A 19937-nucleotide genomic window follows, 5' to 3' on the forward strand; every position below is an offset into this window, starting at 1 on the left:
CGTCGCTACCTTCCCGACCACACCTCGCGCCGCACGCCGATCGCCGTCACCGCGCCATAGGCGGTGATGCCGAGTGCCACGCCGAGGAAATGGCCATCCAGCCCCATGCCGCCCACATGCGCCAGCAGCCAGCCGCCGCCCGCGGCAAGCCCGATTCGCGCGATGCCGGCCGCGATCGGCCAGCGCATCCGGCCCGCGCCCATCGACGCGAAATACAGCGCCATGCCGAGCCCGAAGCCGCCAAAGGCCGGCGCGATCCACGACAGCGCCCGCGCGGCGATCGCGGCGACTTCCGCATCGCTGGTGAACCAGCTGGCAAAGCGCGCCGGCGCGAGCCCCACGGCGATGCCGATGGCGCCGGCCAGCGCCAGCGCCAGCAGCGCGCCGACCCAGGCGGTGCGCCGCGCGCCGGCCCAGTCGCCGGCGCCGACCGCGCGGCCGACCAGCGCGGTCAGCGCCGAGCCCACGCCAAAGGCCAGCGGGATCATCAGGAATTCGAGCCGCGCCGAGATGCCGTAGGCCGCGACCGCCGCGGTGCCATAGGGGCGCAGCTGCGCCGTCACCAGGATCGTCGCCAGATTGGCCAAGGCGGCCAGCCCGCAGGCAACCAGCCCGACTGACAGGATGCGCTGGAACAGCGCCGCGTTCGGCCGCACGCGCAGCACCGGCACGAAGCCCGCGCCGCCGCGCAGCACGACCACCGCCATGCCGAGCGCCGCGGCCCACGACACCAGCGCAAAGGCGGCGCCGATGCCGGCCAGGCCCATGCCGGCTGCTTCGGCCAGCGTCCAGGCCAGCAGCGGAAACGCGATCCACATCAGGCACAGCACGCGCGCCGCCAGTGCATGGCGGCCGCCGCCGCGCAGCACCGAGGCCATCGTGTTGGCCAGCCAGGCCGGCACCGCACCGGCGCCGAACAGCCAGATCGCATAGCTCGCGGCGGCTTCGGCGGCCGTCGCGCCGGCCACCGCGCCGAGCACGGCATGCGGAAAGCCGGCCAGCGCGATCGCGAAGCCCAGGCCGGCCAGCACGGCGATGATCAGCGCGTGCAGCACCAGCGCCGACGCATCCTCGCGCTTGCCGGCACCGAGCGCACGGGCGATGGCCGACACCACGCCGCCGCCCATCGCGCCGGTCGACATTTGCTGCAGAAGCAGCGCGAATGGCAGCACGACGGCCCACCCGGCGAGCGCGGCGGTGCCCTGGCGCGCCGCCAGCCAGGTCTCGATCAATTGCGCGACGGCCTGCAGCAGTGCGATCAGGCTGGTCGGCGCGGCCAGCTTGACGATGGCGCGCAGCACCGTGCGGGGCGACGCCGCACCGGTCGCGGCCGCCTTCGCGGCGCCGGCCGCAGCCGGTTCGGGAGTGAGAGCGGAAGCGGCAGCCGCAGCGGATTCGGAAGCGGGTTCGGAAGCGGGACCGGGAGTCGGAGTCCGAGCCGGAGCGCGGGTCGGAAAGGCTGCGGCGGGCGCGCCCACCCGCACGGCCTCATGCAGTTCGGTCATCGCCCACCTCCGTGGCTTCGACGGTGTCGGCTTCGGACGCGAAGCGGCGGCGCAGGTGGTGGCCGGCGGCGGGGCCGGCGGTGACGCGCAGATCGTCCAGCGTGACCGGGCTGCCGTCGGCGCGGGTCAGCGCCGGGGCGGCGATCTCGTCGCCGGTGCGCCGGTCCAGCAGCACCGTCATCGGGCCGCGGTCGGTCATCCAGCGGTCGGCCCAGGCCTTCAGCGCGACGAAGGCCGGGAAGAAATCGCGGCCCTTGTCGGTCAGCCGGTAGTGGTGGCGCGCGCCGCCGTCGGCCGGCACGCGCTCGAACATGCCGTGCTCGACCAGCGTCTTCAGCCGCGCGCTCAGGATATTGGGCGCGATGCCGAGGTTGCGCTGGAATTCGTCGAAGCGCGTGCTGCCGTAGAAGGCCTCGCGCATCAGCAGGATCGCCCAGCGCTCGCCCAGTACCGCCATCGAGCGGGCGATCGGGCACGGCATGCTGGCAAAGTCGGTGTGGCCCACGTCTCCTCCGTTTGGGACAGCCAATGACGCAATCGGTCGATCGCGAAATGGCTTTTACTTTCAATTTGCAAGCATTCTAGCTTGCAAATTGAAAGTGCGTGAGGAGCGGTTGGCTGCGAGCGGTTCGGTCGGGTACGTTGGCCGTTCAGGCGGAACCGTCGGGCGCGTCGCGGAACACCGGCAAGGCAGGGATCTGCTCTCGCAGGAAGTCGATCAGCGCCCGCGTCGCCATCGGCGGATGCGGGTTCGGCGTGGTGATCAGGTACAGCCGGTCGCCCAGCCCCTCGGGCCGCCAGTCCGGCAGCACCTTGACTAGCCGGCCGGCGTGCGCGTCCTGCCAGCCGGCGTAGACCGGCAGCAGGCAGACGCCGTGGCCGGCCTGCACCGCGCGGATCAGGAAAGGGAAGTGCTCGGACTGCAGCCGCGGCAGCAACTGCACCGCATCGCGTTCCTCGCCGCGCGTCAGATGCAGTTCAAAGGGGCGGGCGAAGTAGGGCGGGCACAGGAAATCGGCCGCGGCGAGGTCCGCCGGCACCCGGATCGGACCGATCCGTTCCAGATAGGACGGCGCCGCATAGAGGCCCCACTCGATCGCGCAGACGTCGCGCGCCACGTGGTCCAGCGGCGGCTGCGAGGTGACTTTCAGCGCCACGTCGATCTCGGCCGCGATCAGGTCGTTGACGCGATTGTTGAAGAACACGCGCAGCGTGATGCCCGGATGCCGTTCGGCGAATGCCAGCAGCAGCGGCGCGACAAAGGTGTCGCCCAGGCCGGTCGGCACGCTCAGGCGCACATGGCCGCGCAGCGTCTTGCCCAGGCTGTCGATCTCCGCCTGCGCCGACGCGACCTCGCGCAGGATCGCCAGCCCGTGGCGGTACAGCGCGTGACCGGGTTCGGTCAGCTCCAGCCGGCGCGTGGTCCGGCGCATCAATTGCGCGCCCGACTGGATCTCCAGCTCGCGCAGTTGCCGGCTGACCTGCGAACGCGTGACGCCGCGCCGGCGGCCGGCCTCGGCCAGATTGCCGGCGTCGACGATATCGACGAAGGCCTGGATCAGGTTCAGGTCCATGGTGCGTCCATCGGGGATTGCCAGGGGGATTGTCGCGCTGGGCTCAACATTGTGCTGCGCAGGGCGGCAATTGTCGATGACGATGCCCGCCGTTACAGTGACCGGTCAATATGGCGCCCGTGTCCCGATGCCTGATGTCGCTGGCACGCAAGCGGCGCCCCAGCGCAAAGGAGCACATTCCATGGCGGCGGACCTCTGGTTCCAGGATCTTCATCGCAGCGGCGACGAACTGCTGTCGCGCGGCAGCCGGCTGGCCGGCGGCCTGCGCGCGCTTGGCGTGGCGGAGGGCGATGTGATTGCCGTGCTGCTGCGCAACGACGCGCCGTTCGCCGACATCGTGCACGCCTGCCGCACTGCCGGCTGCTACTACTGCCCGATCAACTGGCATTTCACCGCGGACGAGGTCCGCTATCTGCTGGAGGACAGCGGCGCCAAGGTGCTGATCGCCCATGCCGACCTGCTGCCCGCGGTGCAGGCGGCGGTGCCGGCCGGCATGCCGGTGCTGGCGGTCGGCGAAGAGGCGGCCCCGGCGGGGCTCGATGCCGTGGCATACGAACCGTGGCTCGCCGCCCAGCCGTGCTACGACGGCCCGCGCGTCGCGCCGCGCGGCCATATGGCCTACACCTCCGGCACCACCGGCCGCCCCAAGGGCGTGCTGCGCCAGGCGGTGCCGCTCGACCGGCTCGACGCCCAGCAGGCCGCGATGCGTTCGGTGGTGGCGCAGGCCATCGGCATCGTGCCGGGCTGCCGCGCGCTGATGTCGGCGCCGCTGTATCACAGCGCGCCCGGCGTCTTTATCCAGAACGCGCTGCAGATGGCCGAGCGGCTGGTGCTGACGCCGCGCTTCGATGCCGAGCAGGTGCTGGCACTGATCGAGCGGCATCGCATCGATGTCGTCTATCTGGTGCCGATCATGTATGTGCGGCTGCTGAAGCTGCCCGACGAGGTACGCCGGCGCTACGACCTGTCGTCGCTGCGCTTCGTCGCGTCGACCGGCTCGCCGTGCGCGCCCGAGGTCAAGCGCGCGATGCTCGATTGGCTGGGCCCGGTCATCCACGAAACCTATGCGTCCAGCGAGGCCGGCATGGTGACCGTCGCCACGCCCGCCGATGCGCTGGCGCGGCCGGGCACCGCGGGCCGGCCGGTCGACGAGGCCAGCGTGCGCATCCTGCGCGAGGACGGCGCGCCTTGCGAGACCGGCGAGGTCGGCCTGATCTATGTGCGCCAGCCCGCCTATCCGGATTTCACCTACCGCCACAACGACGCCGCGCGCCGCGCAATCGATGTCGACGGGCTGGTGACGCTGGGCGACATGGGCTATCTGGACGCCGATGGCTATCTGTTCCTGTGCGACCGCGCGTCGGACATGGTGATCTCGGGCGGCGTCAACATCTATCCGGCGGAGATCGAGCACCAGCTGGTGCGCTATCCGGGCGTGGCCGACTGCGTGGTGTTTGGCGTGCCCGACGACGAGTACGGCGAGCGGCTGCTGGCGATGGTGCAGCCGATGCCGGGCGAGCGCCTGGACGAGACCGAGATGATCGCCTGGCTGCGCGAACGGCTGTCGGGCTTCAAGGTGCCGCGCACGATCGTGATCGCCGAGCAATTGCCGCGCGACGAGACCGGCAAGCTCGCCAAACGGCGTTTGCGCGACCAATACTGGCAGGGGCGGACACGGCGCGTCTGAACGCGGCCGGCACCCCGACCGGAACGCAGCACACTAGGAAGCAGGACATAACGGAGGAGACACCATGCAAGGCTCGAAAACGGCAGGGCAGGTCCGGCGCGGCATCGCCGCGGTGGGGGCGAGATTGGCGCCGAAATTGGCGAGGTTGGCGCTTTGGTCGACGCTGACGTTGGCGGCGATGTTCGGTGCCGTGACGGCGGCTGGCGCGGCGTACCCGGACCGGCCCATCAAGCTGATCGTGCCGTACACGCCGGGCGGCTCGACCGACCAGTTCGGCCGCGCGCTGGCCGAGGGCATGAGCAAGGTCCTGAAGCAACCGGTGGTGGTCGACAACAAGCCCGGCGCCGCCACGATGATCGGCACCAATCTGGTCGCTCGCGCGCCGGCCGACGGCTACACGGTCGGCTTCGCGACCAACGGCAGCATGGTGCTGAACCCGATGCTGTACAAGAAGATCACCTACGACCCGCCGAAGGACTTCAAGATCTTCAGCATCGGCGCCGAGGTGCCGCTGGTGGTGGTGACCAATACCCAGGTGCCGGCCAACAACATTCGCGAGTTTGCTTCTTACGCGAAGAGCCAGGGCGGCAAGCTGAACTACAGCTCGGTGGGCCTGGGCAACGCGCTGCAGCTGGCCACCGAGATGCTGAAGACCGAGCTCGGCATCGAGCTGACCCATGTGCCCTACAACGGCAGCGCGCCGGCGCTGGCGGCGCTGCTCGCCAACGACGTGCAGCTGATGGTCGATGTGGTCAGCACCTCGCTGCCGCACATCAAGGCCGGCAAGCTGAAGGCGCTGGCCGTGACCAGCCGCAACCGGCTCGACGTGCTGCCCAATGTGCCGACGGTGGCCGAGAGTTATCCGAACTTCCAGGCGGCGACGTGGTTCGGGCTGGCAGTGCCGGCGCAGACGCCGCCCGAGGCGGTCGAGAAGCTGCGCGCGGCGGCCGATCAGACCCTGCGCGACCCGCAATTCCGCGCGACCTTCAACGGGCTCGGCCTGCAGGTGCTGCAGCCGATGAGCCAGGCGGAGATCGACCGCTACGTCGCCGCCGATCGGGAGCACTGGGGCAAGGTGATTCGGGCGAAGAATATTTCGCTGGATTGAGCGAGGGCGGGCGCCTGGGTTTGTTCCAGCACCGGCAAGCGTCCGTCATGCTGAGCGCGGCCCCGTTTCCCCGGGCCCGATTTCCGAAGCGGGTATAGTTGTGCGCGCTGTCGTCTTGTGCCCATGACCGAGCCCGAATCCTCATCGTCCCGCCGCCCGGCCCCGCCGCCGCCTGAACCGGCCGAACCGGCCGAACCGGCCGAACCGGCATCTGCAGCCGACTCCCAGACCGCGCGCCTGCGCCGCCGTGCCCGCATGGCCGCGTGGCGCAAGACGCGCCAGGTCGGCCGCATCTCCCGCACCACCCTCCGTTACGCCATCTTCATGTGCGGTGCCGGCGGGGTGGCGCTGTTCTCGCTGGCGTTCGCCTGGATCGCCGAGATCGCGCTGCACTGGAACCGCCAACTGACCAGCGCGACGCCGTGGCTGGCCTTCGTGATGCTGCCGTTTGGCCTGGCGACGCTGCGCTGGCTGACGATCCGGCTGGCGCCGCAGGCCCGCGGCAGCGGCATTCCGCAAGTGATCGCCGCGGTCACGCTGCCGCCGGCGGGGCCGGCGCAGTCGGTGCTGGTGTCGCTGCGGCAGGCGCTGTGGAAAGTGCTGCTGACCGCCGGCGGGCTGTTGGCGGGCGCCTCGATCGGCAGGGAAGGGCCGTCGGTGCAGGTCGGCGCCGCCGCGATGCTGGCCTGGGGCCAGTGGTGCCATCGGCGGCTGCGCTTCCGCATCGGCTTTCATCCCAACGCGCTGATCGCCGCGGGCGCGGCCGGTGGCCTGGCGGCGGCCTTCAATACGCCGCTCGCCGGCGTGGTGTTCGCGATCGAGGAACTGGGCCGCGGCACGGCGGTGCGCTGGGACCGGCTGGTGCTGTCCGGCGTGCTGACAGCGGGCTTCGTGTCGCTGGCGCTGTTCGGCAACAATCCGTATTTCAACGTCAGGACGCCGATCCTGGCGCTGGACGACGCCTGGGGGCCGGTGCTGCTGTGCGCGCTGATCAATGGCCTGCTCGGTGGCCTGTTCGCCAAGGCGCTGATTCGCGGCGTGCCGGGCATGCTGCCCGCGCGCTGGCGCGGCTGGCCCGCGGCGCATCCGATCCGGGTGGCGTTCGTTTGCGGCCTGATTGCCGCGGCGATCGGCTGGGCCACCGATGGCGCGACGTTCGGCACCGGCTACGAGCAGGCGGCGGGTCTGATCAATGGCGAACCGGTGACCGGCGTGGCGTTTGGCCTGGCCAAGCTGGGCGCCACCGTGGTGTCGTACTTCGCCGGCGTGCCGGGCGGCATCTTCACGCCGGCGCTGGCGATCGGCGCGGGGCTGGGCGAAAACGTTGCCCATCTGGTCGGCGGCATCGGCGAGCCGCGCGTGCTGGCGCTGGTCTCGATGGCGGCCTTCCTCGCGGCGGCGACCCAGGCGCCGATCACCGCCAGCGTCATCGTGATGGAAATGACGCGCTCGCAGGACCTGACGCTGTTCCTGCTGGCCGCGTCGCTGCTTGCCTCGTTCTTGTCGCGCCAGTTCAGCCCGCGGCCGTTCTATCACCAAGTCGGTCACGCGTTCCGCCGCGAGGCCGTGCAGATCGAGCGCAAGGCGGCGCCAACGGCGCCTTAGACCGATCGTTTGCACCTCGGGGCCCGCGTCGGCGTCACATCCGGAACAACGGGCGGTGGGGTTGCTCCAACGCCCGACCCTAATATCAGGAGCTTGAATGCGATTCCATCTTGCCGGCCTGGCTGTGGCCGGTCTTGCCGCGGCCGGTGTGCTGGCTGCGGCGCCTGCAGTCCATGCGGCCAGTGCGGCCTCCGCTTCCACGGCTTCACCCGCGAATGCCGCCCCCGCGGCTTCCGCCGCTCCCGCAGCGAATGCCGCCAGGCCTGTCCAGAACCCCTCCTCGCCATCCACGGCCGACCTGCTGGCGCCAATGCTCGGCACGCTGAAGATCGGCAATCCGATGCCCGACCTGCCCGACTGCGCGGACAAGCGCACGCCGGACGGCACCGATGTGACCGCCTTCTGCGTGGAAGTGCGCGGCGATGGCGCGATGCGCCAGGTCGGCGTGCCGCGCAAGCAGCGCCCGGCCTTCATGGACGGCCCGCATGCGCTGGCGGTGGTCGATCGCAATGCGCTGGTCGGCCTGATCGTGCCGACCGACGGCGTGCGCTCGGAACAGTCGACGCTGCGCACGCTGACCGCGCGCTACGGCAAGCCGTTCCGCGAGGAGCAGGTCGCGCTGCTGGACAAGGACGGCAAGACGGTCAACAGCGTCCACGCCGGTTGGATGCAGGCGCCGCTGACGGTCGAGGTCTATTCGATTCCCGACGATCCCGACACCGGCAGCATCGAGCTGTTGCTGCCGCGCGCCCGCACGGTGATGGCGCAGAAGGATGCGGCGATCACGCAGCAACTGAACCCCGGCGCCGCCTCGGCACCGAGCGCGCCGAAGGCCGTGGCGCAGAAGCCGAAGAAAGGCGAGGGCGACGGCAAGCCGGGCAGCTGGTAAGCACGGCCCGTGTCGTCCGCATGTCCGGTTGTTCCCGCGCAGGCGGGAACTCGGCCGCCCGATGGAGCGAGGTACCGGTCGCCGAGCACGGCAACAGTCGCTGCGCCCCCGCCATCGCGGGGGCGACGATGCCCGGCGTACCTGGAGTACCTGCCGCCCTACAGGCCCTCCATCACCTTGTCCAATCCCCGCACGACGCCGCGCAGGGTATGCACCTTGCGGATCGCCAGCAGCGCGCCGGACACATAGGGCTTGGAGCCGTCGCCGGCCTCGTGCTTCAGATGCAGCCGCTGGCCGTCGGCGCCGAAGATCACCTCGACACCGAGCTGATAGCCGGGCAGCCGTACCGCGTGGACCTGCGTGCCGGACATCGTCGCGCCGCGCGTCTCGACCGGTCCCTTGACCTGGTCCAGCGGCACCGTCTGCGTAGCCGCTTTGACCTGTCCTAGCCGGTAGGCCAGCTCGCGCACGGTGCCCGACGGCACATCGACCTTGCCCGCCTTGGCGTAGTCGATGATTTCCCACTGATCCAGATGGCGCGCAGCCATCTCGGCGAACTTCTGCAGCAGCACCACCGTGATGGCGAAATTGCCGCAGGCCAGCACACCGCGGTCGGCCGCGCGCGCGGCGGCGTCGATCTCCGCATAGTCCTCGTCCGACAGCCCCGAGGTACCCACCACCACATGGGCGCCCTGCGCCAGCGCCTGCAGGATGTTGTGCTTGGCGATGTCCGGCTTCGTGTATTCCACGTAGACGTCGTACGGCGTGCCCGCCAGTTCGGCGATGCTCGCCACCGCCTTGCCCGGCGTGCCGGCGTGGCCGGTCAGCTGCGCCAGCGTCTGGCCGGCCGCGCCGCGCGAGAGCCCTGCGACCAGCGTCATGTCCTGCGCGTGCGCGACGCCGCGCGCCAGTTCGCCGCCGGCCCAGCCGGTCACGCCGCCCACGGCGACACGGATTGGTGTGTTCATCGGCAGATTCCTCCTGGTGCCATGTTGCGATGTTGCGATGTCCGCGTTGCCGCGGACGGCCCGCCAGTTTGCCGCGTTTGCGCGATGTGCGCAGGCAAGCGCGCGGCATCGGGCGGGGGAGGGCGACCCGGCGCCGAAGACGAGGCTGCCCGTCACCCCACGGGGCGCCGCCGATCGATCTTGCGCGCCAGCACGATCGACGTGCTGGTGTGATTGACGCCGTCGAGCGCGCCGATCTCGTCGAGCAGCCTGTCCAGCCGCGCGTGCGTATCGCAACGGATCACCGCCATGTAGTCGACCGGCCCGCTGACCGAATCGAGCTCCACCACCTCGGGGAAGCGCTGCAGCGCGCGCAATACCGTCGGCGCGGTCTTGGGCTGCACCGACAGCCCGCAGAAGGCCAGGATCGCGTTGTCCTCCATCTGCTGGCCCAGCCGCACGCCATAGCCGGCGATCACGCCGAGCCGCTCCAGCCGCGCGATGCGCGCGACCACGGTGGTGCGGGCGATGCCGAGCTTGCGCGCCAGGTTGGCGGCGCTGTCGCGCGCATTGGCCTGCAGCAGCGACAACAGGTGGCGGTCGGTCTGGTCGAGGTCGGTCATGCGGTCTCCGGTCTCCGGTCTCCGGTCTCCAGTGGGTCTTCGGTATGCGAGCGGCGCCGGCATCTCGTCGTTTCGTCGAGACAGGCCGACGAATCGACCGATTATGGCGGGTTTTCGTCAATGTTGTCTGTTCAATCCGACGCCACCGCGGACCATACTTCGATCACGGCATGGCGGTGCAACTGCTGCGCAGCCATGGCCGGCGCGACCAGCGCGCTTCCTTTCCCCGCGTCGGAGGACCGTCATGAACAACAACCTTTCCTTCCCTTCGGCTCGCTCCGGTGCGGCGCTGCCCGTCACCGTGCTCGGTGCCGGCAAGATCGGCCGCACCATCGCCGGCATGCTGCAGGACACCGGCGACTATGCGGTGACCGTGGTCGACCGCTACCGCGACGCGCTCGACGCGCTGCCAGCGGGCGTCTCCACCCGCGTGGCCGATCCGTCCGAGCGGCAGGCCTGCATCGACGCGCTGGCAGGCGCCGCGGCGGTGATCAACGCCTTGCCGTTCCACGCCGCGGTGCCGGTGGCGACCGTCGCTGCTGAAATGGGCGTGCACTATTTCGACCTGACCGAAGATGTCGCCGCGACGCGCGCGATCCGCACGTTGGCCAACGATGCGCACGCGGTGCTGATGCCGCAATGCGGACTGGCGCCCGGTTTCATCGGCGTGGTCGGCCATGACCTGGCGCAGCGCTTTCTGCGCGGCGGCGGCCAGCTGCTGGACCTGCGCATGCGCGTCGGCGCGCTGCCGCGCTATCCGAACAATGCGCTGAAGTACAACCTGACCTGGAGCACCGAGGGTCTGATCAACGAGTACTGCAACCCGTGCGAGGCCATCGTCGACGGCCGCCGCGTGGAGGTGCCGGCGCTGGAGGGGCTGGAGAGCTTCGCGTTGGACGGCATCGAGTACGAGGCCTTCCATACCTCGGGCGGGCTCGGCACGCTGCCGGAAACGCTGGCCGGGCGCGCCCGCCACGTCGATTACAAGTCGATCCGCTATCCTGGCCATTGCGCGGTGATCAAGCTGCTGCTCGACGATCTGCGGCTGCGCGAACGGCGCGACTGGCTGCGCGAGATCTTCGACAGCGCGATTCCGCTGACCGAGCAGGACGTGGTGGTCGTGTTCGCCAGCGCCACGGGACGCACGGCCGGCGAGGACGGACGGCTGGGCCCGCTGACGCAGGCGTCGTTCTCCGCGCGCATCGGCGGCGCCGAGGGCGAGCACGGCCATCTGAACGCGATCCAGCTGACCACCGCCGCGGGCGTCTGCGCCGCGCTCGACATGGTGATCGCCGGCCAGCTGCCGCAACGGGGCTTCGTCCGCCAGGAGGACATGCGGCTCGAGGCCTTCCTCGCCAATCGTTTCGGCAGGCACTACACCTGCCATCCGCTACAGGAGGCCCTCGCATGAAAGCCGACGCATTCGAGCGCTGCTGGCGCGCCATCGGCCAGCCCATTCCCTGGCGCGACGGTGCCGGCGGCCCCGGCGCGCTGCCGGCGCGTTCGCCGATCGACGGCGAGGTATTCGGCCATATCGCGGCCTGCAGTGCCGACGAGGCGAACGCCCGCATCGCCCAGGCCCATGCCGCGCAGAGCGGCTGGGCGTTGGTGCCGGCACCGGTGCGCGGCGAGGTGGTGCGGCGCTTCGGCGAGGTGCTGCGCGAACACCGTGGCGCGCTCGGCGAACTGGTCTCGCTCGAGACCGGCAAGATCCTGCAGGAAGGGCTGGGCGAGGTGCAGGAGATGATCGACATCTGCGACTTCGCGGTCGGCCTGTCGCGACAGCTGCATGGGCTGACGATCGCCAGCGAGCGGCCGCAGCATGCGATGCGCGAGACCTGGCATCCGTTCGGCGTCTGCGGCGTGATTTCGGCGTTCAACTTCCCGGTCGCGGTGTGGGCGTGGAACGCCGCGCTGGCGCTGGTGTGCGGCAACGCGGTGGTATGGAAGCCGTCGGAGAAGACGCCGCAATGCGCGCTGGCGGTGCAGGCGCTGCTCGATCGCGTGATCGAGGCCGCGGCGCCCGAGCAAGCCGGCATCGCCACGGTGCTGTGCGGCGGCCGGCAACTGGGCGAGCGGCTGGTCGCGCATCCCGATGTGCGGCTGGTCAGCGCGACCGGTTCGACGCGGATGGGGCGCGAGGTCGGCTTCGCCTGCGCCGGGCAGTTCAAGCGCAGCATCCTCGAACTCGGCGGCAACAATGCGGCCATCGTCGCGCCGTCGGCCGATCTTTCTCTGACGTTGCGCGCGATGACGTTCGCCGCGGCGGGCACGGCCGGACAACGCTGCACCACGCTGCGCCGCGCCTTCGTCCATGCCGATCTGTTCGGCACGGTGCGCGAGCAGCTGACGCAGATCTTCGCCCGCCTGCCGGTCGGCGATCCGCTCGAGGCCGGCACGCTGGTCGGCCCGCTGATCGACCGCGCCGCCGGCGACAACATGGCCAATGCGCTGGCCAGCTGCCGCGCCCAGGGCAACGCCGTGCATGGCGGCGAACGGCTGCTGGCCGACCGCTATCCGCATGCCTGCTACATGCGGCCGGCGCTGGTGGTCACCGACACGCAGCACGACACCATGCTGACCGAGACCTTCGCGCCGATCCTGTACCTGATGCCGTACACCTCGCTGGAGGAGGCCATCGCGCTGAACAATGCGGCGGCGCACGGCCTGTCGTCGTGCATCTTCACCGAGTCGCTGCGCGAGGCCGAGCGCTTCCTGTCGTCGGCCGGCAGCGACTGCGGCATCGCCAACGTCAATATCGGCACCAGCGGCGCGGAAATCGGCGGGGCCTTCGGCGGAGAGAAGGCGACCGGCGGCGGGCGCGAATCGGGCTCGGATGCGTGGAAGGGCTATATGCGGCGGGCCACCAATACGATCAACTATGGCGACGCGCTGCCGCTGGCGCAGGGCATCCGCTTCGATCTGTGAGGCCGGGAAAGCGCGAACGTGGAAAGGCGGAAAGGCGGCCGGCCGCCAGCTCTTTGTAGGGAACGGTAACGCAGGTTACAGGGCCCTGACCCCGTATTACCAACTCGCCCCGTATAACGGCGTCATCAATTCCGTATAACAGGGGCAAAAAATGAAAGCGTGGTTGGCAGGTCTGGGGGCAGTGGCGGCGGCGGGCTTGTCCGGCTGCGCGGTCTACCCGGCGCCGGTCGATGCTGGCGTCACGGTCGGTGTGGGGGCGCCCGTCTATGTTGCACCGCCGCCGGTGGTGGTCGCGCCGCGGCCTTATTACTACGGCTATCCGTATCGGGGCTATTACCGCGGCGGGCACGGCCACTGGCATGGCCATGGACGCGGGCACTGGCGCTGATACCGGAAGGGGGTGAATCGCAAGGGGGGGCCGTGGCCGGCAGGACGCCGCGATGCCGGCGGCTCAGATCTGTCCGTTCAGGCCGGCCCAGCTCGGCGCGAGTGTCTGCGGCACATCGATCAGGTCGAGCACACGGCCGATCGTATGGTCGACCAACTGCGCGATGGTATCGGGCTTCTGATAGAAGCCGGGCACCGGCGGAAAGACGATGCCGCCCATTTCGGTGACGGCCGTCATATTGCGCAGATGCGCCAGGTTCAGCGGCGTCTCGCGCACCATCAGCACCAGCTTGCGGCGTTCCTTCAGCGTGACGTCGGCCGCGCGGGTGATCAGATTGTCGGACAGGCCATGCGCGATCGCGGCAAGCGTACGCATCGAGCACGGCGCGATCACCATCGCCTGCGCGCGGAACGAACCGCTGGCGATGGTTGCGCCGATATCGCGCACGTTGTGCACCACGTCGGCCAGCGCCTCGGCCTCGGCCTTGCCGATGTCGAGCTCGTGCTGCAGGTTCATCACGCCCGCGGGCGAGATCAGCAGATGCGTTTCGACGTCGGCGACCGCGCGCAGAACCTGCAACAGCCGCACGCCATAGACGGCGCCGGTGGCGCCGGTGATCGCGACGATCACGCGCCGCGGCACAGCGGCAGGCCCGGCGCTCATCGGGGTTTCCAGGGCGTCAGCCCTTCAGCAGGGTTTGCAGCTCGCCGCTCTGGTACATCTCCATCATGATGTCCGAGCCGCCGACGAATTCGCCGTTGACGTAGAGCTGCGGGATGGTCGGCCAGTTGGCGTATTCCTTGATACCCTGGCGGATGCTGTCGTCTTCCAGCACGTTGACCGTCATCGGCGCATCGACGCCGCAGGCCTTCAGGATCTGGATCGCGCGGCCGGAGAAACCGCACATCGGAAACTGGGCCGTGCCCTTCATGAACAGCACGACGGGATGGCCCTTGACGATCTGGTCGATCTTTTGTTGCACGTCACTCATGATTTTCGCTTCGGAGGAGGGGCGCTGAGGCGAACCGCGCGCCATGGAGTCGGAGACGCGCGCCGGCCGATGGCATGAAAAGCCGAAGGGTGGCGCGCGGGATCGGGTCGATTCTACCGGATTCGGACCACCGCTTCAGCGCTCGGACCCGGCCCCGGCGGTGTCAACGCCGGCATCGCCGCCGGGCCAGCGACCGCCGCTGCAGCGTTCGTTGCCGCCCAGGTCGCGCTCGGTGAAGACGCTGCCAAAGCCCGCGTCGCGCAGCAGTTGCCGGGCGGCCTCGCCCTGGTCGAAGCCATGTTCCATCAGCAGCCATCCGCCCGCTTGCAGGTGCGGGCCGGCGCCCGCGACGATGGTGGCGAGGTCGGACAGCCCGTCGCCATGGTCGGTCAGCGCATCGACCGGTTCGAAGCGCAGATCGCCGCTGGACAGATGCGGATCGCCGGCCGCGATATAGGGCGGATTGCTGACGATCATCGTGAAGCGGGCGTCGGCAGGCAGCGCCGCATACCAATCCGATTCGAGGAAGACGACGTTGCCTGCCCCCAGCGCGGCCGCATTGGCGCGCGCGATGTCGAGCGCCGCGGGCGAGATGTCGGTCGCCCAGACCCGCGCATCGGGCCGTTCGCAGGCCAGCGTGACGGCGAGGATGCCCGAGCCGGTGCCGAGGTCCAGCACCCGCGGCGCCTGCGTGCCCGTCAGGCGCGCCAGCGCCGCCTGCACCGCGATCTCGGTGTCCGGACGCGGGATCAGCACCGCGGGACTGACACGGAACGGGCGGCCGTAGAACTCGCGCTCGCCGACCAGATAGGCCATCGGCTCGCCCGCCAGCCGCCGCGCCAGCAGCGCGGCGAGCGCGTCATGCTGGGCGGCGTCGAGCGGCTGGGTATCGCGCGTGATCAGCTGCGTGCGGGAGAGACTCGTTACATGAGTCAGCAGCATCCGCGCTTCCAGCGCCGGCAGCCCGGCCTGCGTCATCGCGGTCAGCGCCTCGCGCAGCGTCGCCTGCGCCGGCAGGGTGCCGGGCGGCAGCGGTGCGGAGGACGGGGAATCGTTCATTGGAATCGAGGCCATCAAAAAGACGAGAGCCCCGCCGGCACTGTGCCGTGGCGGGGCTCGGTACCGCGCGGGCGACGGTTTAGTTCTTGGTCGCTTCCTTGGCCTTGTCGGCGGTCTCGTTGACCGCATTGCTGGCGGCGTCCTTGGCATTTGCCATGGCGGCGGCCGCTTCGTCCTTGGCGCGCTCGGCGGCGGCGGACACGTCCGAAGCTGCGTTGCTGGCCGCGGCCTTTGCAGCGTCGGCGGCGGATTCCGCAGCCGCGGCAGCGTCGCTGGCCGCCGACTTGGCCGATTCGGCCGCGCTGGCCATCGCGCTATCGACGTTCGACGAGGCGGGGGCTTCATCCTTCTTGCCGCAAGCAGCCACTGCAGCGGTGACCATCAACAACGCAAGCAGTTTCTTCATGATTTCGTCCTTTTGTCCGTTTTTCGAGAAAAGACCCGCCCGGTATTTGTGCCGGGTTAGCCGTTTCCGATTATAGCGACCAACCATGTCGTTACCATGGCTGTTTCAGGCATTTACAAGAAATACAAGTATTTTGCCGGCGGAAAACAACCGTAGCGAATATCCCGCCGCGGCATTTACGCGTCCTCGCCCAGCGCCGCCAGTTGATCGGCCTGGTGCTCCGCCGCCAGCGCCCCGATCAGTTCGTCGAGGTCGCCGTCCATGATCATGTCGATCTTGTACAGCGTCAGATTGATGCGATGGTCGGTCACGCGGCCCTGCGGGAAGTTGTACGTGCGGATGCGGTCGCTGCGGTCGCCCGAGCCGATCAGGTTGCGCCGCGTGGTCGCTTCCTTCGCCTGCGCCGCGCGCAACTGCATGTCCTTCAGACGCGCCGCCAGCACCTTCATCGCCTTGTCCTTGTTGCGGTGCTGGCTGCGGTCGTCCTGGCATTCGACGACGATGCCGGTCGGCAGGTGGGTCAATCGCACCGCCGAATCGGTCTTGTTGATGTGCTGGCCGCCGGCGCCCGAGGCGCGGAAGGTGTCGACGCGCAGATCGCCGGGATTGATCTCGATCTCGCCGAGTTCGTCGGCCTCGGGCATCACCGCGACCGTGCAGGCCGAGGTATGGATGCGCCCCTGTGCCTCGGTGGCCGGCACGCGCTGCACGCGATGGCCGCCCGATTCGAACTTCAGCTTAGAGAACGCCGCATCGCCGGCGATGCGCACGATCACTTCCTTGTAGCCGCCCAGATCCGATGGCGACTCGCTCATGATCTCGACCTGCCAGCGCTGCCGCTCGGCATAGCGCGTGTACATGCGCAGCAGATCGCCGGCGAACAGCGCACTTTCCTCGCCGCCGGTGCCGGCGCGGATTTCCAGGATCAGGTTGCGGTCGTCGTTGGGGTCCTTGGGCAGCAGCAGCGTCTGCAGGCTGGCTTCCAGTTCATCGAGCTTCGCGCGCGCGGCATCGATCTCGTCGCTGGCGAAGGCCTTCATCTCCGGGTCGTCGAGCAGCGCCTGCGCGGTGGCCAGATCGTCCTGGGCCTGCCGGTAATGCGCATATTGCTCGGCCACGGGCGACAGCTCGGCATGCTCGCGCGTCAGCTTGCGGTACTGCTCCATGTTCGCGGTCGCGTCTTCGCGCGCGAGCAGGGCGTTGACTTCGTCGAGGCGCTCGGCCAGTTGGTCGAGCTTGGCTTGCATGCTGGCTTTCATCGGAATCCGGCGTGTTGGGGCGGTGTCTTTGGGCGGCGTCCTGGAACGGCGTGCTGGTGCTGAGCGCCTGGCGCAGGCGGATGCCGCGCTGGCGTGGCGCGGTGATGCGGACGACGACCTTGGCGCGAAGGCGCGGACGCTGCCCGCGAGCGGCTAGCGCTCGGAGTGGCTGCTGTGGCGGAACAGGCCGGGCACCAGGCGCAGCAGCGCCTCGCGGTCCTCGCCCTGGGTGTGATTGAGCGCGTGGGTGGGACCGTGCAGGAACTTGCGGGTCAACGCGCCGGACAGCGCCTCGAGCACGGCCTCGGGATCGTCGCCGCGCGCCAGCATCCTGCGCGCGCGTTCGAGTTCGGCCTGGCGCATCGCCTCGCCGTTGGCCTGCAGTTCGCGGATCACCGGCACCACGCTGCGCGTCTCCAGCCAGTGCATGAAGTGCTGCACGCGCGTTTCGATGATCGCTTCGGCCTGCGCCACCGCGGCCTGGCGCATCGCATTGCCTTCGCGCACGATCGCGCCGAGGTCGTCGACGGTGTAGAGGAAGACATCGTCGAGCCGCGCCACTTCGGGCTCGACATCGCGTGGCACGGCAAGGTCGACCATCATGATCGGGCGGTGCTTGCGCTGCTTGACCGCACGTTCGACCGCGCCCAGCCCGATGATCGGCAGCGAGCTGGCGGTGCTGGAGACGACGATGTCGAACTCGTGCAGCCGCGAGCCGAGGTCGGACAGGCGGATCGCCTCGGTATTGAGCCCCTGCGCGGCCAGCTGCTCGGCCAGCTTCTCGCCGCGCTCGACGGTGCGGTTGGCAACGACGATCTGGCGCGGGCTCTGCGCGGCGAAATGGGTGGCGCACAGCTCGATCATCTCGCCGGCGCCGATGAACAGCACACGCTGGCCCGAAATGCTCTCGAAAATCCGCTGCCCCAGCCGTACCGCGGCCGCCGCCATCGACACCGAATGCGCGCCGATCTCGGTCTGGCCGCGCACTTCTTTCGCCACGGCGAAGGTGCGCTGGAACAGCTGGTTCAGATAGGTGCCGAGGGTGCCGGCCTCGCCGGCGGTGCGCACCGCATCCTTCATCTGGCCAAGGATCTGCGTCTCGCCGAGCACCATCGAATCGAGGCCGCTGGCGACGCGGAAGGCATGGCGCACCGCCTCGGACTGCGGCAGCGCGTACAGATGCGGGGCCAGCTCGCCGGCGGGGATATTGTGGTGCTGCGACAGCCAGCGCAGCGTGTGATCGAAGCCCTCCGAGCCGGACAGCACCAGGTCGGTGGCGCAATAGATCTCGGTCCGGTTGCAGGTCGACAGGATCGCCGCCTCGGTGCCGCGCTTGCCGGCCAGCTGGGTGCGCAGCGCGCCCAGCGCCGGCTTGATCTGCTCGAGCGGAAACGCCACCCGCTCGCGAAGCGAGACGGGCGCCGTGTTGTGATTGATTCCGATTGCGAGCAGTTGCATGGTTGGGGACTTTTCGCTGTCCGGCTGGCGGGCCATTCGGCCTCGCGGCAGCCTTGCCTGCGCTGGGCATGGCGGCGCACATATTGCTCTTGCATCGCCTGCGTACTGCCTGCACAGGTTGCGGAGCGTCTTGAGCGTCTTGAATCTATTCGGGCCCTGGTCGAGCGCCGCCGGGACGGCTTGCATTATACCGCCCGGGCGCGATCCTTGCGTTCGGGGGCCGGCCGAGGCTGTCGGGTATCGGCCGGCGTTCCGAGTTGAGTTATCGTTACGCCGCTGCCGCCGGGGCGGTAGGCGGGTCAGGTCGATGGTCGAACACGGAAGCGGGCGATGCTGGGGACGTTCTTGGTGGGCATGGTGGTCGGACTGGTGGCGCGGGCGATGCATCCGCGCGGACCGGTGCTGACCGTGGCGATGGCGCTGCTGCTCGGCGGCGTCGGCGCGCTCGCCAGCTTCTATATGGGCCGGGCGCTGCGCTGGTTCATCGACGGCCAACTGAGCGGCTGGACCGCCGCGATCCTCGGCGCCGCGCTGCTGGTCGGGCTGGCCGGGCTGTTCGCGCAGCGCGGGCGCTGACCCCATTTCAGCGCCGCGCCGCGAGGAAACGCCGGATTACGCCCTCCGAGTAATGACTGGCCACCTCGGCCAGGAATGCCGGGAAATCGACATGGGCGCTGTCGTCCGCCCGATCCGACACGGTACGCATGACCGCATGCGGCACGCCGTATTCGTGACAGACCTGACCGACCGCGGCCCCTTCCATTTCCACCGCCAGCAGGCCGGGCAGCCTCGCCCGCAGTTCGGCCACCGTGGTCGGCGCGCCGATGAACTGGTCGCCGCTGGCGATCATGCCCAGATGCAGGCGTGGCGCGGGGACGCCCGCAGTGTCGCCCGCAGTGAGGTCCGCAGTGAGGTCCGCAGTGACGCCAAAACGGGCACGTACGGCGGCCGGCACGGCGGTGGCCAGATCTTCCGCCAGGAAGGCCTGCGCGGCGTCGCGCAGCGCGGCCGTCAGCGCCGGATCGGTCGGGAATTCGTCCCGGCCCAGCAGCGGCACCTGATGGCGCGGGAACAGCGGACGCGCGTCCATGTCGTGCTGCACGGTGCGATCGGCCACCACCAGATCGCCGACCTGCACGCCGGCGCCGATTCCGCCCGCCAGCCCGGTGAAGACGATGCCGTCGACACCGAATTCGCGGATCAGCGTCACCGTGGTTGCCGCGGCGGCCACCTTGCCGACCCGCGCCAGCACCACCACGCAGCGCTGCCCGTACAGTTCGCCCACGTAGTAGTCGCGCATGCCGATCCGATGGACAGTCGCGCGGGCATCGTCGTGGCGCATGGCGGCGATCAGGCCGTCGATTTCATCGTGGAGGGCGGCGAGGATGCCGAGGGTCATGGCGTACGGGACTCGAAACGGGATGGTGGACGGTCCGGCCGAGCAGGGAGCCTGAGCCGGGAAAGCCGACAGCATACTGGCATCGCCGCGCGCCAGCGGCGGCCGGTATCG

General features: G+C 69.6%; 21 protein-coding genes. 9 read left to right on the plus strand and 12 right to left on the minus strand.

Annotated elements, in window-relative coordinates:
* Positions 1 to 5 precede the first annotated feature (5 nt).
* From FOB47_RS01205 to FOB47_RS01215, 3 genes are all read right to left on the minus strand, one after another.
* Positions 6 to 1505 carry an MATE family efflux transporter gene (locus tag FOB47_RS01205; RefSeq protein ID WP_244959246.1) on the minus strand — a complete coding sequence of 500 codons (1500 nt, stop codon included), beginning with the start codon at positions 1503 to 1505 and terminating at the stop codon, positions 6 to 8.
* Positions 1489 to 2010, minus strand: a complete 522-nt coding sequence (locus tag FOB47_RS01210; RefSeq protein ID WP_144425842.1) for a winged helix-turn-helix transcriptional regulator — start codon at positions 2008 to 2010, stop codon at positions 1489 to 1491. Before FOB47_RS01210 ends, FOB47_RS01205 begins: the two co-directional genes overlap by 17 nt.
* Positions 2011 to 2155: 145 nt before the next feature.
* Positions 2156 to 3079 carry a LysR family transcriptional regulator gene (locus FOB47_RS01215; RefSeq protein WP_174779711.1) on the minus strand — a complete coding sequence of 308 codons (924 nt, stop codon included), beginning with the start codon at positions 3077 to 3079 and terminating at the stop codon, positions 2156 to 2158.
* Positions 3080 to 3260: 181 nt separating this feature from the next.
* Here FOB47_RS01215 and FOB47_RS01220 point away from each other — a divergent pair, with 181 nt between their 5' ends.
* The 4 genes from FOB47_RS01220 to FOB47_RS01235 all read left to right on the plus strand — a co-directional run bounded on the left by FOB47_RS01220 (position 3261) and on the right by FOB47_RS01235 (position 8368).
* Positions 3261 to 4766, plus strand: coding sequence for an acyl-CoA synthetase (locus FOB47_RS01220; RefSeq protein ID WP_174779712.1), 1506 nt, complete (start codon positions 3261 to 3263; stop codon positions 4764 to 4766).
* A gap of 178 nt (positions 4767 to 4944) precedes the next feature.
* Positions 4945 to 5874, plus strand: a complete 930-nt coding sequence (locus FOB47_RS01225; protein ID WP_174780806.1) for a Bug family tripartite tricarboxylate transporter substrate binding protein — start codon at positions 4945 to 4947, stop codon at positions 5872 to 5874.
* A 123-nt stretch (positions 5875 to 5997) separates the two neighbouring features.
* Positions 5998 to 7479 carry a chloride channel protein gene (locus FOB47_RS01230; protein ID WP_174779713.1) on the plus strand — a complete coding sequence of 494 codons (1482 nt, stop codon included), beginning with the start codon at positions 5998 to 6000 and terminating at the stop codon, positions 7477 to 7479.
* Between the two features lie 97 nt (positions 7480 to 7576).
* A complete protein-coding gene (locus FOB47_RS01235) occupies positions 7577 to 8368 on the plus strand; it encodes a hypothetical protein (protein WP_053822626.1) in 792 nt (263 codons plus the stop codon).
* Between the two features lie 158 nt (positions 8369 to 8526).
* Here FOB47_RS01235 and dapB read toward each other — a convergent pair whose 3' ends face one another.
* Complete coding sequence (gene dapB, locus FOB47_RS01240; protein WP_053822625.1) at positions 8527 to 9336, minus strand: 4-hydroxy-tetrahydrodipicolinate reductase; 810 nt, start codon at positions 9334 to 9336, stop codon at positions 8527 to 8529.
* A gap of 152 nt (positions 9337 to 9488) precedes the next feature.
* Positions 9489 to 9938 (minus strand): Lrp/AsnC family transcriptional regulator, encoded by a 450-nt coding sequence (locus FOB47_RS01245; protein WP_053822624.1) that lies wholly within the window; start codon positions 9936 to 9938, stop codon positions 9489 to 9491.
* A 244-nt stretch (positions 9939 to 10182) separates the two neighbouring features.
* On the opposite strand from FOB47_RS01245, the gene FOB47_RS01250 reads away from it, so the two are divergent.
* From FOB47_RS01250 to FOB47_RS01260, 3 genes are all read left to right on the plus strand, one after another.
* Positions 10183 to 11349, plus strand: coding sequence for a saccharopine dehydrogenase family protein (locus FOB47_RS01250; protein WP_174779714.1), 1167 nt, complete (start codon positions 10183 to 10185; stop codon positions 11347 to 11349).
* Positions 11346 to 12866, plus strand: a complete 1521-nt coding sequence (gene amaB, locus FOB47_RS01255; RefSeq protein WP_174779715.1) for an L-piperidine-6-carboxylate dehydrogenase — start codon at positions 11346 to 11348, stop codon at positions 12864 to 12866. Before FOB47_RS01250 ends, amaB begins: the two co-directional genes overlap by 4 nt.
* 151 nt (positions 12867 to 13017) lie before the next feature.
* Positions 13018 to 13254: a hypothetical protein gene (locus FOB47_RS01260; protein WP_053822621.1), complete on the plus strand. Its 237-nt coding sequence runs from the start codon at positions 13018 to 13020 to the stop codon at positions 13252 to 13254.
* 63 nt (positions 13255 to 13317) lie between these two features.
* Here the strand turns inward: FOB47_RS01260 and FOB47_RS01265 are convergent, their stop codons facing one another.
* From FOB47_RS01265 to prfA, 5 genes are all read right to left on the minus strand, one after another.
* Complete coding sequence (locus tag FOB47_RS01265) at positions 13318 to 13917, minus strand: UbiX family flavin prenyltransferase (RefSeq protein WP_053822620.1); 600 nt, start codon at positions 13915 to 13917, stop codon at positions 13318 to 13320.
* A 16-nt stretch (positions 13918 to 13933) separates the two neighbouring features.
* The gene (gene grxD, locus FOB47_RS01270) at positions 13934 to 14245 is read right to left on the minus strand and encodes a Grx4 family monothiol glutaredoxin (RefSeq protein WP_053822619.1); all 312 of its coding nucleotides are present in this window, start codon (positions 14243 to 14245) and stop codon (positions 13934 to 13936) included.
* A gap of 135 nt (positions 14246 to 14380) precedes the next feature.
* Positions 14381 to 15304, minus strand: a complete 924-nt coding sequence (gene prmC / locus FOB47_RS01275) for a peptide chain release factor N(5)-glutamine methyltransferase (RefSeq protein WP_174779716.1) — start codon at positions 15302 to 15304, stop codon at positions 14381 to 14383.
* 79 nt (positions 15305 to 15383) lie between these two features.
* Complete coding sequence (locus FOB47_RS01280; protein WP_006577776.1) at positions 15384 to 15710, minus strand: hypothetical protein; 327 nt, start codon at positions 15708 to 15710, stop codon at positions 15384 to 15386.
* 176 nt (positions 15711 to 15886) lie between these two features.
* Positions 15887 to 16969, minus strand: coding sequence for a peptide chain release factor 1 (gene prfA, locus FOB47_RS01285; RefSeq protein ID WP_053822617.1), 1083 nt, complete (start codon positions 16967 to 16969; stop codon positions 15887 to 15889).
* On the opposite strand from prfA, the gene FOB47_RS01290 reads away from it, so the two are divergent.
* Positions 16956 to 17126 (plus strand): hypothetical protein, encoded by a 171-nt coding sequence (locus FOB47_RS01290; RefSeq protein WP_158507270.1) that lies wholly within the window; start codon positions 16956 to 16958, stop codon positions 17124 to 17126. The genes prfA and FOB47_RS01290 overlap by 14 nt on opposite strands.
* Here the strand turns inward: FOB47_RS01290 and hemA are convergent.
* On the minus strand, positions 17123 to 18427 hold the full coding sequence (gene hemA / locus FOB47_RS01295; protein ID WP_174779717.1) for a glutamyl-tRNA reductase: 1305 nt from the start codon (positions 18425 to 18427) through the stop codon (positions 17123 to 17125). The two genes, FOB47_RS01290 and hemA, sit on opposite strands and share 4 nt — an antisense overlap.
* A gap of 330 nt (positions 18428 to 18757) precedes the next feature.
* On the opposite strand from hemA, the gene FOB47_RS01300 reads away from it, so the two are divergent.
* A complete protein-coding gene (locus FOB47_RS01300) occupies positions 18758 to 19003 on the plus strand; it encodes a hypothetical protein (RefSeq protein WP_174779718.1) in 246 nt (81 codons plus the stop codon).
* Between the two features lie 7 nt (positions 19004 to 19010).
* On the opposite strand, the gene FOB47_RS01305 is transcribed toward FOB47_RS01300, so the two are convergent.
* Positions 19011 to 19826: a 5'-methylthioadenosine/adenosylhomocysteine nucleosidase gene (locus tag FOB47_RS01305; RefSeq protein WP_174779719.1), complete on the minus strand. Its 816-nt coding sequence runs from the start codon at positions 19824 to 19826 to the stop codon at positions 19011 to 19013.
* Between the last annotated feature and the right edge of the window lie 111 nt (positions 19827 to 19937).

This window comes from Cupriavidus gilardii, assembly GCF_013347325.1.
In the GTDB taxonomy this organism is placed as follows: Bacteria; Pseudomonadota; Gammaproteobacteria; order Burkholderiales; family Burkholderiaceae; genus Cupriavidus; species Cupriavidus gilardii.

What these genes read in the sequence shown, in the direction of transcription:
- FOB47_RS01205 (WP_244959246.1), bottom strand. Translation starts at nt 1,505, where the DNA reads ATGACCGAACTGCATGAGGCCGTGCGGGTGGGCGCGCCCGCCGCAGCC.
- FOB47_RS01215 (WP_174779711.1), bottom strand. Translation starts at nt 3,079, where the DNA reads ATGGACCTGAACCTGATCCAGGCCTTCGTCGATATCGTCGACGCCGGC.
- FOB47_RS01220 (WP_174779712.1), top strand. Translation starts at nt 3,261, where the DNA reads ATGGCGGCGGACCTCTGGTTCCAGGATCTTCATCGCAGCGGCGACGAA.
- FOB47_RS01225 (WP_174780806.1), top strand. Translation starts at nt 4,945, where the DNA reads ATGTTCGGTGCCGTGACGGCGGCTGGCGCGGCGTACCCGGACCGGCCC.
- FOB47_RS01230 (WP_174779713.1), top strand. Translation starts at nt 5,998, where the DNA reads ATGACCGAGCCCGAATCCTCATCGTCCCGCCGCCCGGCCCCGCCGCCG.
- FOB47_RS01235 (WP_053822626.1), top strand. Translation starts at nt 7,577, where the DNA reads ATGCGATTCCATCTTGCCGGCCTGGCTGTGGCCGGTCTTGCCGCGGCC.
- dapB (WP_053822625.1), bottom strand. Translation starts at nt 9,336, where the DNA reads ATGAACACACCAATCCGTGTCGCCGTGGGCGGCGTGACCGGCTGGGCC.
- FOB47_RS01245 (WP_053822624.1), bottom strand. Translation starts at nt 9,938, where the DNA reads ATGACCGACCTCGACCAGACCGACCGCCACCTGTTGTCGCTGCTGCAG.
- FOB47_RS01250 (WP_174779714.1), top strand. Translation starts at nt 10,183, where the DNA reads ATGAACAACAACCTTTCCTTCCCTTCGGCTCGCTCCGGTGCGGCGCTG.
- amaB (WP_174779715.1), top strand. Translation starts at nt 11,346, where the DNA reads ATGAAAGCCGACGCATTCGAGCGCTGCTGGCGCGCCATCGGCCAGCCC.
- FOB47_RS01260 (WP_053822621.1), top strand. Translation starts at nt 13,018, where the DNA reads ATGAAAGCGTGGTTGGCAGGTCTGGGGGCAGTGGCGGCGGCGGGCTTG.
- FOB47_RS01265 (WP_053822620.1), bottom strand. Translation starts at nt 13,917, where the DNA reads ATGAGCGCCGGGCCTGCCGCTGTGCCGCGGCGCGTGATCGTCGCGATC.
- grxD (WP_053822619.1), bottom strand. Translation starts at nt 14,245, where the DNA reads ATGAGTGACGTGCAACAAAAGATCGACCAGATCGTCAAGGGCCATCCC.
- prmC (WP_174779716.1), bottom strand. Translation starts at nt 15,304, where the DNA reads ATGAACGATTCCCCGTCCTCCGCACCGCTGCCGCCCGGCACCCTGCCG.
- FOB47_RS01280 (WP_006577776.1), bottom strand. Translation starts at nt 15,710, where the DNA reads ATGAAGAAACTGCTTGCGTTGTTGATGGTCACCGCTGCAGTGGCTGCT.
- FOB47_RS01290 (WP_158507270.1), top strand. Translation starts at nt 16,956, where the DNA reads ATGCTGGCTTTCATCGGAATCCGGCGTGTTGGGGCGGTGTCTTTGGGC.
- prfA (WP_053822617.1), bottom strand. Translation starts at nt 16,969, where the DNA reads ATGAAAGCCAGCATGCAAGCCAAGCTCGACCAACTGGCCGAGCGCCTC.
- hemA (WP_174779717.1), bottom strand. Translation starts at nt 18,427, where the DNA reads ATGCAACTGCTCGCAATCGGAATCAATCACAACACGGCGCCCGTCTCG.
- FOB47_RS01300 (WP_174779718.1), top strand. Translation starts at nt 18,758, where the DNA reads ATGCTGGGGACGTTCTTGGTGGGCATGGTGGTCGGACTGGTGGCGCGG.
- FOB47_RS01305 (WP_174779719.1), bottom strand. Translation starts at nt 19,826, where the DNA reads ATGACCCTCGGCATCCTCGCCGCCCTCCACGATGAAATCGACGGCCTG.